This is a genomic window from Stenotrophomonas maltophilia R551-3, assembly GCF_000020665.1.
GTDB lineage: Bacteria > Pseudomonadota > Gammaproteobacteria > Xanthomonadales > Xanthomonadaceae > Stenotrophomonas > Stenotrophomonas maltophilia_L.
Map to the genome: position 1 here is coordinate 3,850,922 of NC_011071.1, position 14,505 is coordinate 3,865,426.

General features: G+C 66.4%; 11 protein-coding genes. 5 read left to right on the forward strand and 6 right to left on the reverse strand.

The genetic code is table 11. From position 1 onward, the window contains the following. Nucleotides 1-252 precede the first annotated feature (252 nt). From SMAL_RS17405 to SMAL_RS17415, 3 genes are all read left to right on the forward strand, one after another. On the forward strand, nt 253-1,272 hold the full coding sequence (locus SMAL_RS17405; RefSeq protein WP_012512112.1) for a glucokinase family protein: 1,020 nt from the start codon (nt 253-255) through the stop codon (nt 1,270-1,272). Between the two features lie 143 nt (nt 1,273-1,415). After that, nucleotides 1,416-4,124 carry a TonB-dependent receptor gene (locus SMAL_RS17410; RefSeq protein ID WP_012512113.1) on the forward strand — a complete coding sequence of 903 codons (2,709 nt, stop codon included), beginning with the start codon at nt 1,416-1,418 and terminating at the stop codon, nt 4,122-4,124. 111 nt (nt 4,125-4,235) lie between these two features. Beyond that, nucleotides 4,236-6,593, forward strand: a complete 2,358-nt coding sequence (locus SMAL_RS17415) for a beta-N-acetylhexosaminidase (protein ID WP_012512114.1) — start codon at nt 4,236-4,238, stop codon at nt 6,591-6,593. A gap of 180 nt (nt 6,594-6,773) precedes the next feature. On the opposite strand, the gene SMAL_RS17420 is transcribed toward SMAL_RS17415, so the two are convergent. Beyond that, on the reverse strand, nt 6,774-7,166 hold the full coding sequence (locus SMAL_RS17420) for a VanZ family protein (RefSeq protein WP_012512115.1): 393 nt from the start codon (nt 7,164-7,166) through the stop codon (nt 6,774-6,776). After that, complete coding sequence (locus SMAL_RS17425; RefSeq protein WP_012512116.1) at nt 7,163-8,347, reverse strand: class I SAM-dependent methyltransferase; 1,185 nt, start codon at nt 8,345-8,347, stop codon at nt 7,163-7,165. Before SMAL_RS17425 ends, SMAL_RS17420 begins: the two co-directional genes overlap by 4 nt. A 59-nt stretch (nt 8,348-8,406) precedes the next feature. Between SMAL_RS17425 and SMAL_RS17430 the strand changes: the two genes are divergently transcribed. Continuing rightward, complete coding sequence (locus tag SMAL_RS17430) at nt 8,407-9,144, forward strand: pteridine reductase (RefSeq protein WP_006391894.1); 738 nt, start codon at nt 8,407-8,409, stop codon at nt 9,142-9,144. Between the two features lie 80 nt (nt 9,145-9,224). Here SMAL_RS17430 and folK read toward each other — a convergent pair whose 3' ends face one another. Beyond that, nucleotides 9,225-9,710: a 2-amino-4-hydroxy-6-hydroxymethyldihydropteridine diphosphokinase gene (folK, locus tag SMAL_RS17435; RefSeq protein ID WP_041864585.1), complete on the reverse strand. Its 486-nt coding sequence runs from the start codon at nt 9,708-9,710 to the stop codon at nt 9,225-9,227. Nucleotides 9,711-9,801: 91 nt separating this feature from the next. Here folK and SMAL_RS17440 point away from each other — a divergent pair, with 91 nt between their 5' ends. Further along, nucleotides 9,802-10,551 (forward strand): proteasome-type protease, encoded by a 750-nt coding sequence (locus SMAL_RS17440; protein ID WP_012512118.1) that lies wholly within the window; start codon nt 9,802-9,804, stop codon nt 10,549-10,551. A 71-nt stretch (nt 10,552-10,622) separates the two neighbouring features. Here the strand turns inward: SMAL_RS17440 and SMAL_RS17445 are convergent, their stop codons facing one another. Genes SMAL_RS17445 through SMAL_RS17455 form a run of 3 tightly spaced genes read right to left on the reverse strand, consistent with a single transcriptional unit; the run spans nt 10,623 to nt 14,393 of the window. Then, the gene (locus SMAL_RS17445) at nt 10,623-12,134 is read right to left on the reverse strand and encodes an ATP-binding response regulator (RefSeq protein WP_012512119.1); all 1,512 of its coding nucleotides are present in this window, start codon (nt 12,132-12,134) and stop codon (nt 10,623-10,625) included. A 4-nt stretch (nt 12,135-12,138) separates the two neighbouring features. Next, entirely contained in the window at nt 12,139-12,579 is a 441-nt protein-coding gene (locus tag SMAL_RS17450; RefSeq protein ID WP_005411057.1) for a response regulator, read from the reverse strand. Further along, the gene (locus tag SMAL_RS17455) at nt 12,576-14,393 is read right to left on the reverse strand and encodes a sensor histidine kinase (protein ID WP_006392039.1); all 1,818 of its coding nucleotides are present in this window, start codon (nt 14,391-14,393) and stop codon (nt 12,576-12,578) included. Before SMAL_RS17455 ends, SMAL_RS17450 begins: the two co-directional genes overlap by 4 nt. Nucleotides 14,394-14,505: the final 112 nt, after the last annotated feature.

Sequence of the window (14,505 nt, forward strand, 5' to 3'; positions counted from 1 at the left end):
CGTGCTGCACTGCGCAACCCCTCAACAGCGACCCGCGCTGAATGCGCACCAGCCCTTGAGCCCCATGCTGCAACGGTTCCCGCGTGAAAGCAGCACTCACGCCATGTAAACGTTTACTGCATGTCGCATTCGTTGCGACGCAGCAACGAAAGTGTCACGAACTCGTTGACATCGTTGTCAACGCGGTTACAGACTCCGCCCCAATCGCCGCCCCCGATCCTGGGTCCGGCCCCACCTGCTGCAGGAGCCCGCGTGACCGCCAGCCACCCCGCCCCGGCCCATGTCCTGTCCCGAGTCGCGCCCTCGTTCCTGGCCGCCGACGTCGGTGGCACCCATGTGCGCGTTGCCCGGGTCCAGGCCAGCGGTGACGCTGCCCATCCGGTGCAGGTGCTGGAGTACCGCAAGTACCGCAACGCCGACCATGCCGGCCTCAGCGCGATCCTGTCCGACTTCCTCGGCGAAGGCTCGCGGCCCACGCACTGCGTGGTCGCCAGCGCCGGCTATGCCCGCGAGGATGGCACGGTGATCACTGCCAACCTGCCATGGCCGCTGTCGGCGCGCCAGGTGGAGGCCGACGTCGGCCTGCAGCGGGTCTACATCGTCAACGACTTCGAAGCCGTGGCCTACGCCGCCGCGCAGGTTGACGCCAGTGGCGTGCTGCACCTGTGCGGGCCGGACACCGCCGCCCGAGGCCCGACCCTGGTGGTCGGCCCCGGCACGGGTCTGGGTGCCGCGCTGTGGATTCCCACCGCGCACGGACCGGTTGTGCTGCCCACCGAAGCCGGCCAGCCCACGCTGGCGGCCAGCACCGAACTGGAAATGGCCATCGTCCGCCACATGCAGCGCGACCGCGCGCACGTGTCGATCGAACATGCGATCTCCGGCCCGGGCCTGATGAACCTGTACCGCGCGGTGTGTGCGCTGCAGGACCAGGCGCCGACCCTGGCCAGCCCCGACGCGGTCACAGCCGCGGCCATGGCCGATACCGATGCGCACGCGCGCCAGGCGCTGGATGTGTTCTGCGGCCTGCTCGGCAGCACCATCGGCGACATGGCCCTGTTCTACGGCGCCCATGGCGGCGTCTACCTGGCCGGCGGCATCCTGCCGCAGATCCGCGAATACCTGCGCGGCAGCACTTTCGTCGAACGCTACCTGCAGAAGGGGCCGATGGGCGAAGCGCTGGCACGCATCCCGGTGAAGGTGGTCGAACACGGCCAGCTGGGCGTGGTCGGCGCTGCCAGCTGGTACCTGCAGCAGCAGTCCGCCGCCTGACACCGCAACAGGCTTCAACGCAATCGCAGCACGCAGTACGTGGCACGCCAACGCACGGGACTTCGCCGCCGCCCCGCGCATGTCATCGCAACCGTAATCGAACACCGCCGCCGGCATCCATTCGAGTGATGAGGAGAGACATCATGAACACCCGCAAGACCCTGCTTTCGGCCGCCATCGTCAGCTGCATCGCCTTCAGTGCGCATGCGCAGCAAGCCGCCCAGAACGCCACCGACCTGGACACCGTGCAGGTCACCGGTATCCGTGGTTCGATGGAAAAGTCGCTGGACACCAAGCGCGAATCCAATGCGCGCGTGGAAGTGGTCACTGCCGAGGACGTGGGCAAGCTGCCCGCGCACAACGTCGCCGACACCCTGCAGCGCCTGCCCGGCGTCAACATCAGCTCGTCCAGCGCCGATGAAGGCGGCTTCGACGAAGCCGACCGTGTCAGCCTGCGTGGTACCAGCCCGAGCCTGACCCAGACCCTGATCAACGGCCACACCGTCGGTTCGGCCGACTGGTTCGTGCTCAGCCAGGGCAACAACGTCGGCCGCAGCGTCAGCTACTCGCTGCTGCCGTCGGAACTGGTGCGCTCGGTGGAAGTGAACAAGTCCTCGCAGGCCAAGCTGCAGGACGGCGGCACCACCGGTACCGTCAACATCCTCACCCGCAAGCCGCTGGAATTCTCCAAGCAGTTCACTGCGGAAGGCTCGATCGGCATGGTGCGTTCGGACCAGGCCAAGTCGAATGACCCGCAGCTGTCGGCGCTGTTCAACTACAAGAATGACGAAGGCAACTTCGGCGTGATGGTGCAGGCCTTCAGCCAGAAGCGCGAACTGCGCCGCGAAGCGCAGGAAGTGCCGGGCGGCTTCTTCCAGATCGATCCCAACGGCACCGTTGCCAAGTCCAACCCGGACCTGGCGGGCGTGTACGCGCCGGGCCTGCTCGGCTCGACCCTGTTCGAACAGACCCGCGAGCGCAAGGGCGGCCTGGTCTCGCTGCAGTTCAAGCCGTTGGACAACCTGACCCTGGGCCTGGAAGGTTTCAGCTCGGAACTGAAGGCCAACAACTACAACCGCAACTTCATGCTGTGGGGCGGCCGCATCCTCAACGACCGCACTGTTGAAGATGCCAACGGCAACAAGACTCTGATCCCCGGCCAGGCACCGAATCCGGGTTACGTGGTCAAGGATGGCGTGCTGACCAATGCCACCTTTGCCGGCCAGGCCGATCGCGATTACGCGGTCTACGACATGATCTACCGCGAGTCGAAGGCCAAGACCAACTACATCACCTTCGATGCCGACTGGCAGATCAACGACAACCTGGGCATGAAGTTCCAGGCCGGCAACACCAAGGGCACTGGCGATACGCCGCGCCAGTACATCGCCGAGGTCAACCTGGCCCGCGGTGGCGGTGCCAACTGGTCGACCCACGGCAACGGCTCGCCGATCGACTGGAACGTTGGTGGCAACATCAGCCCGGGCGGGGTGACCGATTTCGGTACCTGGGGCAACCAGCAGGTCACCGCGATCGACAAGGAGAAGTGGGCCACGGTCGACTTCAACCAGTACTTCAGCAATGCCGGCGTCCTCAACTCGCTCGACTTCGGTGCCCGTTTCGGCGACCACAAGCGTGAAGCGAAGTCGCCGGAAGGCGCAACCCCCGGCGCAATCTGGAATGCCCTGAAGAACGGCGCGACCGCCAACTTCCCGGGTGGCTTCGCCAACGGCATCGGTGGCAGCTTCCCGCGCGACCTGTGGTACTTCACGCCGGGCGCGTTGAAGGATGCGGTGACCAACAACTCCACCTGGCTGTCCGGCAATGACGGTCCGACCGGCCGCCACAATTACGGCGCCGAGTGGAAGGTGTCGGAGAAGAACTTCGCCGCCTACGTGCAGGCCAACCTCAGCGGCGACCGCTGGAGCGGCAATGTCGGCCTGCGCTACGTCAACATCAAGCAGGACATCGACACCTACGCCGCAGCCACCGGTTCGACCGTGCCGGATGTGAGCAGCCTGTTCGGTGCCTGGACCCGCCAGGCCTTCGACAACAAGCACAACCGCGTGCTGCCCAGCGCCAACCTGAAGTTCGACCTGCGCGATGACCTGGTGCTGCGCTTCGCTGCGTCGCAGACCCAGACCCTGCCCGACTTCTCGGCGCTGGGCGCCTCGTCCTACGGTTCGGACCTGAACCGGACCGGCGGCGGCGGCAACCCGAAGCTGAAGCCGGTGGTGTCGACCAACTTCGACGCCAACCTGGAGTGGTACTTCATGCCGCGCGGCATGCTGTCGGTCGGTGCCTACTCGATGCGCCTGAAGGACTACGTGGCCTTCAGCACCGAGAAGGAAATGCTGTTCAGCGAGCTGACCAACCGCCTCGAGGAATACAACATTTCGCGGCCGAGGAACGCCGACGGCAAGGTACGCGGCATCGAAGTGGCCTATGAGCAGCCGATCGGCGAGTACTTCGGCGTCAATGCCAACTACACCTACGCCGATGGCAGCACCGAACATACCTGGGCCGACGGCAGCGACAACCTGCTGGGCACTTCGAAGAACACCTACAACGTGGGTGCCTACTTCGAGAACGACACCTTCGGTGCACGCCTCAGCTACACCCGCCGTTCGTCGTTCCTGATCGGCCTGTCCGGTGCCAACCCGTACTACCAGGATGACTTCGGCACGCTGTCGGCATCGCTGAGCTACAAGGCCACCGACTGGCTGAGCATCAGCCTGGATGGCCTGAACCTCAACAACCCGACCTACAAGTACTACCAGACCGCGGCCATCCCGACCTCGTTCTACAGCAACGGTCGCCAGTACTACCTCAACTTCCGCTTCAAGTACTGATCCAGCGGCGGCAACATCGCCGAGTCGTGCACGCACGCCGGGCCTGGGTCATTCCGGGCCCGGCGTTTTTCATGTATAGCGTTCATCGCACCGTTCCAAGGAGTCGTTCCGATGGTCAAGCCTTCCCGCGCCCGGATGCGCAGCGCAGTGCTGCTGGGCAGCCTGCTCGCTCTGCTGCCGGCACTGCCGGCACTCGCCGCCGATCCCACGCCTGCCGCTGAAGCACCCGGCCCGCAGCTGCGCGCCGGCAGCCTGATGCTGATTCCCGCCCCCAGCAATGTGCAGGCCGGCCAGGGCAGCGGCATCACCGTTCGCGCCGATACCGTGCTGCAGGCCGAAGGCGAAGTCGCGCAGCGCGTCGCCGCCCAGTTCGCCGACCTGCTGGCCCGCAGTGGTGGCCCGCGCCTGGTCCTGGCCAAGGGCAAGGCTGCAGCCAAGACCGGCAGCATCCGCTTCCAGATCGTGCCCACCTTCCGCGACAGCGGCGAAAGCTACACGCTGGAGAGCACCGCGCAGGGCGTGGTGATCCAGGCCGGCAACGAGACAGGTCTTTTCTACGGCGCGACCACCCTGGCCCAGCTCGCCACCGGCGGCAGCAACGGCGTGCTGCCGGCAGTGCAGATCCAGGACGCGCCGCGCTTCAGCTGGCGCGGCTTCATGCTCGACTCGGCGCGGCATTTCCAGAGCCTGGACGAGATCAAGCGCGTGCTCGATGCAATGGCCGCGCACAAGCTCAATACCTTCCATTGGCATCTCACCGATGACCAGGGCTGGCGCATGGAGATCAAGCGCTACCCGAAGCTGACCGAAGTGGGCAGCTGCCGCCTGCCGGCCGGCGACGGTGGCATCGATCCGGTCAGTGGCCAGGAACATCCGTACTGCGGCTTCTACACGCAGGAGCAGATCCGCGAGGTGATCGCCTACGCCGCCAAACTGCATATCCAGGTGATTCCGGAAATCGACGTGCCCGGCCATGCGACCGCTGCGATCGCCGCTTATCCCGAACTGGGCACCATCGATACACCACTGAAGCCGCTCAGCGAATGGGGCGTGTTCCCCAACCTGTTCAACGTCGAAGACAGCACGGTGACCTTCCTCGAGAACGTGCTGGAAGAAGTGATCGAACTGTTCCCCGCCAAGTACGTGCACGTGGGTGGCGACGAGGCGGTCAAGGACCAGTGGGAAGCTTCGAAGCAGGTGCAGCAGCGCATGCATGCGCTGGGCATCAAGGATGAAATGGCCATGCAGAGCCACATCATCAAGCGCCTGGAGACGTTCCTGGAGGAGCACGACCGGCGCCTGATCGGCTGGGACGAGATCCTCGAAGGCGGGCTGCCGCCGCAGGCCACGGTGATGTCATGGCAGGGCACCGAAGGTGGCCTGGCTGCAGCCAGTGCCGGGCATGACGTGATCATGTCGCCGGTCGGCTACCTGTACCTGGACTACCTGCAGACCGCCTCGCCGAACGAGCCGCCGGGTCGTCCGACCCAGGTCAACCTCGGCAAACTCTACAACTTCGAACCGGTGCCGGCCGAGCTGGCGGCCGACAAGCGCGGGCACATCCTCGGCCTGCAGGCCAACATGTTCACCGAGCACACGCGCAGCTATGCGCGCCTGCAGCACAACCTGTTCCCGCGCCTGGCCGCTGTGGCCGAGACCGGTTGGAGCACGCCGGAGCGTCGTGATTTCCGCGATTTCCTCGCACGCCTGCCGGCACAGCTGCAGCGCTACCGTGCCTGGGGCCTGGCCTACGCGCAGACCCCGTTCGAAGTGGGCGTGGACTACACCGACAGCCGCGCGGCCAACACGGTGACTCTGTCGCTGGCCAACCCGCTGGGCTATGAAGTGCGCTACAGCACCGACGGACAGCCAGTGACCGCGCAGTCGCCGCTGTACCAGCAGCCGCTGACCACGCAGCTGCCCGCCAACGTGCAGGCCGCCGCGTTCTACCAGGGCCAGATGCTGGCCGCGAGGCCGACGGTCGCGGACTTCAGCGCACAATCGCTGCTCAGCCGCCGCAGCGATGAACTGCTCAGCTGCGTGGGCAAGAAGGGGTTGGTGCTGCGCCTGGAAGACGATGGCCCGCGCGAAGGCAACCGTGCGGTATTCAACGTCGACATCTTCCAGCCGTGCTGGCGCTGGCCGCAGGCGCAGCTGGACGGCATCGGCAGCGTGGAAGTGCGTGCCGGCCGCATTCCGTACTACTTCCAGCTGGCCCACGACGAGCCCAAGCGCCGCTTCGAGAAGGCCAAGCGTGCGCACGGCGAGATGCAGGTGCGTCGCGGAGACTGCAGCGGCAGGGTGCTGGCCGAAGTCCCATTGCCGGCCAAGCCGGATGCCGATGGCTTCGTGACCCTGCGCGCCACGCTGCCGAAGGGGACCCAGGGCAGCGCTGACCTGTGCATCAACTTCACCGGCGATACGCGCCCGGCGATGTGGGTGCTGGATGAGGTCACGCTGGGGAAGTAACGGCAGGTCTGTCCTGGTGGGTGCCGACCTTGGTCGGCACCTCAGGCAGTTCATCCACGCGCGGCGTGGATCTACTGAAATTCCATCCAGGCGCGGCGTGGATCTACTGTAGAGCCGAGCCCATGCTCGGCTGCTTTTCAACCGGAAAGCCGAGCATGGGCTCGGCTCTACAGCACGCCTTTACCCGCGCCAGCGCAGCAGCAGGTCGCGCAGCGGGGTCAGCGCGGTGACCATACCGGCCAACACGCCGATCGTATTGGCGATGGCATCCATCGGGTCGGCCATGCGATTGCTGGTCAGCGCGCCCTGCGCGAACTCGATACCGATGCCCATCAGTACCAGGCCCACGCCCACCCACAGCAGCGGGCGGCCGCGACGGAACAGCTGCACCGCGCTGCCGGCGAGGATGAAATAGGCGAGGAAGTGCTCGCCCTTGTCGCTGTTTTCCGGCAGCGGAATCGGCGGCGGCGGGATCAGGCAGACCACGATCACCAGCAGCACCGCCAGCGCCCACAGCACGGCCCACAGGCGCGGCCGCTGCAGCGGCTTGATCACCGGCAACGCGTGGCTCACAGGCGCCAACTCAGGTCGCCCAGCTCGAACGCCGGCTCGAAATCGACGTCGCGCTGCAGGCCGATGGCCTGGAAGCGCTCGCCCATCTCGGTCGGCAGGGTCAGCTTCTTCACCTGGTCACGCAGCTGGATGCGCCCCACTTCATCGGTGCGTTCCTCGGCCAGCAGCAGCACCTGGTCCAGGCCGTTGCCAAGCAGGAAACTGGCCTGGCTGCAGTAACCGGCCAGCTCGAAACCGGCGTGCATGCCGGCCTCGGCCATCGCGGTGAAATCCACCGACGCCGTGATGTCCTGCAGGCCCGGCCAGCGGTAGATCTCGTTGTGCACGTGCTGGCGATAGAACGCGCGCACGGTGCCGTCATCGCGATCTTCCATGTAGAACTCGCCACGGTTGTAGCCGTAGTCGACGAACAGCATCGCGCCACGCTGCAGGCCACCGGCCACCGCCTGCAGCCAGTACGGCAGCTGCGGCAGCACTTCGGAGCGGTAGCCCTCGGCAAAAGGCTTTTCCAGGTAGCGTTCAAGATGGCGCACCGCACCGTTGAGCAGGACGTCGGCCGGCTGCGCACCGCGGATGAAGTTGCCATCGCCATCGAGCTCGACGGTTTCCTCGTAGACCTCGCCGTCCCTGATCAGGAAGCGTGGAGTCGGCAGCGCGTCGATCACCTCGTTGGCGAACACCACGCCCTCCCAATCCTCTTCAAACGGGCGGTCGACCCAGTCCACGCGCGCGGCCAGCTCGGCCGGCAGGTTCTGCTGCAGGCGCTGCTGCTGGCGCTCGCGCAGGTCCGCACTGGGTTCGAGGATGGCGTAGCGCGCCGGCAGTGCGTCCAGCTCGGCCAGGCGCAGCAGCACCGCTTCGGCGAAGGCGCCGGTGCCGCCGCCCAGCTCCAGCATGCGCGCCTGAGCGCCCAACTGGGCGAACACCGGGGCCAGCGCATTGGCCACGCTGCCGGCGAACAGGCTGCCGAGCTCGGGCGCGGTGGTGAAATCGCCGCTGCCGCCGAACTTGCTGGCGCCGGCGCTGTAATAGCCCCAGCCGGGGGCATACAGGCACAGCTCCATGAACCGCGAGAACGGCATCGCCCCGCCCTGCGCAAGGATTTCAGCGCGCAGGGCGGCGGCCAGCTGGTCGCTGTGGGCCAGGGCATCGGCTTCGGGCAGAGGGAACGTGGGCTGCATGGCGTCTTCGAATGCGGTGACAATGGTGCACAGGATAGCCGAGCCTTGGAGGACCCTCGATGAGCGACACCACCCCCGTGGTCCTGATCACCGGCAGCGCGCGCCGGATCGGTGCGGCCATTGCCCGCCAGTTCCATGCCTGTGGCTGGTCGGTGGTGCTGCATGCCAACACCTCCAGCGCCGAGCTGCAGCAGGCCGCGTTCGATTTCGACAACGTGCGCCCCGGCAGCGTGCTGGCGCTGCAGGCCGACCTGCGTGACGCCGATGCCCTGACCGATCTGGTGGAACAGGCCGTGACCCACTTCGGCCGCCTGGATGCGCTGGTCAACAACGCCTCCAACTTCTTCCCTACCCCGCTGGGCCAGGTCACCGCCGAGGCGATGGACGAGCTGTATGCAGTCAACGCACGGGCGCCACTGCTGCTGTCACAGGCGGCAGCTCCGTACCTGCGCCGCCAGCACGGCTGCATCGTCAACCTGACCGACCTGCACGGCACCGACCCGATGCGCGACCACATCGCCTACACGATGGCCAAGGCCGCGCTGGAGATGGCCACCCGCTCGCTGGCGCTGGAACTGGCGCCGAAGGTGCGGGTCAACGCAGTGGCCCCCGGCGCGATCCTGTGGCCGGAACAGGGCAAGGACGATTTCGCCCGCGAGGCGCTGCTGGCGCGCACGCCGCTGGCGCGGATCGGCACCGTGGAAGAGATCGCCGAGGCGGTGTACTGGCTGGTGGCCGATGCCAGCTTCGTCACCGGCCATACCCTGCGCGTGGATGGCGGGCGTACGGTCAGCTGACGATCCGCCGGGCATGGCCCGGCGCTACCGGGTCACGTAGATCCGTAGCGCCGGGCCATGCCCGGCGAGCGCAGCGGCCATCATTCGAGGTCCACGACCTCGAACGCTTCGCCAAACTGCCTGTGCGCACGCCACAGCGTGGCCAGGTCCTGGCCGCTGACCGGGTCAACGAACTCCGGCGCGATGTCCGCCAGCGGCTTCAGTACGAAGGCATGCTTCAGCTCCGGGCGAGGGATGCGCAGGTGGCCGGGGCCCTCCACCACCAGGTCGCCGTAGAACACCACATCGATGTCCAGGGTCCGGTCGGAAAAGCGCGGGCCACTGCGGTCACGCCCTTGCGCGTCTTCCAGCGCATGCAGCCAGTTGTCCAGTTCCTGCAGTGGCAGGTCGGTCTCGATCGCCACCGCATTGTTGAGGAAGGCCGGGCCATCGAAGCCGACCGCAGCAGTACGGTAGGCGGGTGACACCTGCAGCGCGCCGAAGCGCTCGCGCAGGGCCGTCACCGCGGCGTGGAGGTAGCGGCGGGGCTGGACGTTGCTGCCCAGGCTCAGGAGCACGGTGGTCATGCGGTTCAGGTGACGGCACTTGGGGGGCGTGGACATGCCGTCGTCACGGCGGCCTGCCTACAATCCGGGACGCACATGATAGGGCACCGACATGACCTATTGCGTTGGAATCGAGGTGGACGAGGGCCTGGTCTTCGCCGCCGACACCCGGACCAATGCCTCGCTGGACGATGTGCGCGTGCACCGCAAGCTGCACGTGTTCGAGTACCCCGGCCAGGCAGCCTACGTACTGATGGCGGCTGGCAACCTGGCCACCACCCAGCTGCTGGTGTCGCGCCTGGTCCGCGACGCCGACGAGCGGCGTACGCCCAACCTGCGTGACATGGCCCACCTGTTCGAGGCCGCAGCCTACGTTGGCCAGTTGCTGGTCGACAGCCAGGTCAAGACCGAGCACAGCGAGCACGGCCATGACGGGGTCAACACCCAGGCCACGCTGATCTTCGGCGGCCAGGTTGCCGGTGAACGCCCAGGGTTGTACATGGTCTACCCGTTGGGCAACGCCATCGCCGCCTCGCCGGAGACGCCCTACCTGCAGATCGGCGAATCCAAGTACGGCAAGCCGATCCTCGACCGCATCCTCAGCCCGGCAACACGTCTGGAAGATGCCGCACGCACGGCCATCGTCTCGCTGGACTCCACCATCCGCTCCAACCTGTCGGTGGGCCTGCCGATCGACCTGGCGCTGCTGCGCGATGGCGAACTGCGCATCGGCCAGCAGCTGCGGCTGGGTGCGGATTCAGCGCTGTATGCCGACATCCACCAGAACTGGTCGCGACGGCTGGAGCAGGCGGTGGACAGCCTGCCGCGGTTTCCGTGGGAAACCACGGATCGCCCGGTCTGACCTGCCGCCGGGCATGGCCCGGCGCTACCCACAACCTTCGGTAGCGCCGGGCCATGCCCGGCGAGGCGCAGTCAGCCCAGCGCTTCGGCCACCGCGCGGAACACCTGCTGCATCTGCAGCGGCTTGCGCAGCACGTGCACTTCCACGCCAGCGGGGAATGCATCGGCCGATACATCCACCGTTGCGTCTTCCAGCACCAGCGCCGGGCCGCGATAGCCCAGTACAGCCATCTCGCCCAGCAGCTGGCTGGCCGGCAGCAGCTTGGAACCGGCGTCGGCGATCACCAGTGCCGGCAACGCCTCCTGCTGCATCCAGCGCAGCGCCGCCGGACCATCGGATGCCAACTGCAGCTGATAGCCCTGGCTGGACAGCGCATTACCGAGCAGCGACAGGCGGGTGGCTTCGCCATCGACCACCAGGATCGACTGGCCACTGCCCAGCGCCACCAGCTGCTCGATCGGCTCGCTGCCATCAATGGCCTCGTGCATCGGCAGTCGCAGTTCAAAACACGTTCCCTGCCCCGGCTGGCTGCTGACGTGGATGCTGCCGCCGGCACCTTCAACGATGCGCTTGCAGGAAATCAGGCCCAGGCCGGTGCCATCGGCCTTGGTGGTGAAGAACGGGTTGAACAGGTGCGAGAGCGTGTCCGCATCCATGCCGATGCCCTCATCGACCACACGGATCTGCATCCAGTCCACGCCATCGCGCTGGCCGGCATGGCTGGCGGTCAGGCTCAGCCGGCCACCGTTGGGCATCGCCTGGATCGCGTTGAGCGCCAGATTCAACATCACCTGCTGCAACTCGGTGTAATTGGCATCGACCACCAGGCCCTGGTCCTGCACCTGCAGTTCCAGACGCACGGCATCGGGCACGTTGCTGCGCAACAGCAGTGCCACCGCATCGAACAGGCCATCGATCTCGATGCGTTCACTCGGCTTGCGCGAGCCACGCACGAACGACAGCATGGATTCGGCCATCTCGTGGCCACGACGGCCGCACTCGGCGATGACATCGGCCAGGTGGTGCAGCTGTGGATCGTCGGTACGGGCCTTCAGCAGGTCCGGCATGATCAGCAGCGGCTGCAGGATGTTGCGCAGGTCATGGCTGAGGCCGGCGGCGAGCAGCGACAGGCTCTCCAGCCGCTGCGCGCGCATCAGCTCGGTTTCCACGCGTGCGCGTTCAACCGCACTGCGCGCCTCGCGGATCGCGCGCGCCACCGCCGACGGCAGGCGCGCCGGCAGGTGCTTGATGATGTAGTCGTTGGCACCCTTCTGCAGCGCCGCCACCGCGTTCTCCTCACCCATGGTGCCGGAGACGAAGATGAAGGGCACTTCCGGTGAGGTCTCGCGCACGATGCGCAGTGCATCGTCACCGGAGAATCCCGGCATGCTCAGGTCGGACAGCACGATGTCCGGCACGAACGCAGCCAGCGCCTGGCGCAGCTCGACCTCGCTCTCGACACGCTCGAAACGGGCTTCCAGGCCCGCATCGAGCATCTGTTCGGACATCAGCTCGGCATCTTCCGGGGAATCTTCCACCAGCAGGATGCGCAGCGCCCCCAGGGCGGGACCGGTCAGGGGCATGGGCTCACTCGAGTTCCGGTGCCTGGTTGATCAACGCCCAGAACTTGCCCAGGGTCTGCACCGCGCCAAAGAACTGGTCCACGTCCACCGGCTTGACCACGTAGGCGTTCACGCCCATGTCCCAGCTGCGGGCGAGGTCGCTTTCCTCGCGCGAGGACGACAGGATCACCACCGGCAGGCGCTTGAGTTCTTCGTGCTCGCGGATCTGCCGCAGCACTTCCAGGCCATCCATGCGCGGCATCTTGATGTCCAGCAGCAACACCGCCGGCAGGCCTTCCTCACGGTTGGCGAAGGCGCCGCGGCGCAGCAGGTAATCCATCACTTCCACGCCGTCTTCGACGTGCACGATGGGATTGGCCAGACGCGCCTCTTCCAGAGCGTCGATTGCCATTTCGGCATCGGCCGGGCTGTCTTCGGCGAGAAGGATGGTGCGCAGAGTCGTCATGCAGAGGGACCTTGTTTGTCCGCGTCGATCGCGGGAGGCAGGTAGAAGTGGAAGGTGGCGCCGACGTCAGGCTCGGCTTCTGCCCAGATACGGCCGCCATGGCGGGTCAGCACGCGGCGCACGCTGGCCAGGCCGATGCCGGTACCCGGGTAGTCGCTGGCCTTGTGCAGGCGCTGGAACACACCGAACAGTTTGGCGGCGTACGCCATGTCAAAGCCTGCACCATTGTCGCTGACCGTGAACTGATGGCCACCGTCGGGCTGCAGCTGGTAGTCAACGCGGATCTTTGCCGGCTCGCGGTTGCCCGAGTACTTCACCGCGTTGCCGAGCAGGTTCAGCCAGACCTGGCGGATCATGTTTTCATCGCCGACCACGATCGGCAGCGGTGCGATGCTCCACTCCACCTGATGCGCATGGCCGCTGTTTTCGGCCTCGGCCTGCAGGTTGGAATCGAGCATGGCACGGGTATCGGCCACCAGCGACTGCATGTCCACCGCCTGCTGGCGCATCGCCACGCGCCCCAGGCGCGAGTAGACCAGCAGGTCGTCGATCAGGGCTGCCATGCGCCGCGCCGAACTGGAGATCACTTCAAGGTAATGGCGGCTCTTGTCGTCGGCCTGTTCACCCAGATGGCGCGACAGCTTGTCGGAGAAACCGGCAACATGGCGCAGCGGCGCACGCAGGTCATGCGAGACCGAATAGCTGAACGCCTCCAGTTCGCGATTGACCTCAGATACCTGTGCCACCTTGCCTTCCAGCTGGCGGTTCAGCTCTTCCACGCGCAGCTGCACGGCCCGCTGCACGGTAACGTCACTGACGGTCATCAGCACCACTTCGTCATCGGTATCGGGCAGTGGCATGCGCCGGGCGTTGAGCAGCATGTAGCGCACCATGCCATCGGCGGCGCGCTGTTCGTGCTCGAAGTCCCACAGTTCGCGGCCACGCAGCAGCACATCGGACAGGCGCTGGCGCATGACCGGATCCCGCCAGGCGCCATCACCGACCGATTCCAGCAGCAGGCCATCGGCCCGCTCATCCTGCAACCCGTACAGCTCAGCGAATGCAGGATTGTGCAGCTGTACGCGCAACTCACGATCCAGCAGCACGATCGGCTCACGCACGGTCTGCAGTACCGACGCAGCGCGCGCGGCCGAGCGCTGCGATTGCCGTTCGGCGTGCAGGCGGCGGCCGATCTGACGCTGCAACAACCACAGCACCAGGCCCAGCAGGGCCAGCTGCACCACCAGCGAGCTCCAGGAAACAAACTCGGTCTGCCTGCGCTGGCGTGCGGCCTGCTCGGCGCGAAGTGCCAGCAACTTTTCCTCGCTGGCCTGCAGTTCCTCAACCAGGCCACGGATCGGGTAACGCGTGCTCAGGTCCTGCACCAGTTCGCGCTGGTCGCTGTTCGGTTCGGACTTGGCCAGTTCGCGCGCCACCGCCAGGCGCCCGTCCAGCATCGACTCGATGCGGCCAATGCGGATCAGCTGTTCGGGATTATCGCGGGTCATGCGGCCGAGCTGGGCCAGGCGGCCCGGTATTTCATTCGCTTTGGCCATGCGTTCACGCAGGCCCGGTGCGTCCACACCCTTGGACAGCGTCAGCGCAGCCGATTCGACATCGCGGACATCGGCCTGCAGCTGTTGCAGGGCCACGCCCACGGCCTGGGTGTGGTTGACCCAGGCCATCGCTTGTTCGTTGTCCTGCTGCAGTTTGCGCAGGGTCAACCACGGCACCACGATGATCGCGGCAGCCGCCAGCGCCAGGGCCGGCAATCGCCAGCGATCCCAGACGTCGTCACTGAAAACCTGCGCCATAGTTCCTCGTCAGCACGGCCGCGGAGCATAGGCCGATACCGGCCCGGCTGCGGCGGAACGGGCAATATAGCGCAGGCGGTCACAACTCTGGAGTTTCCAGCCGGGTTGGCTG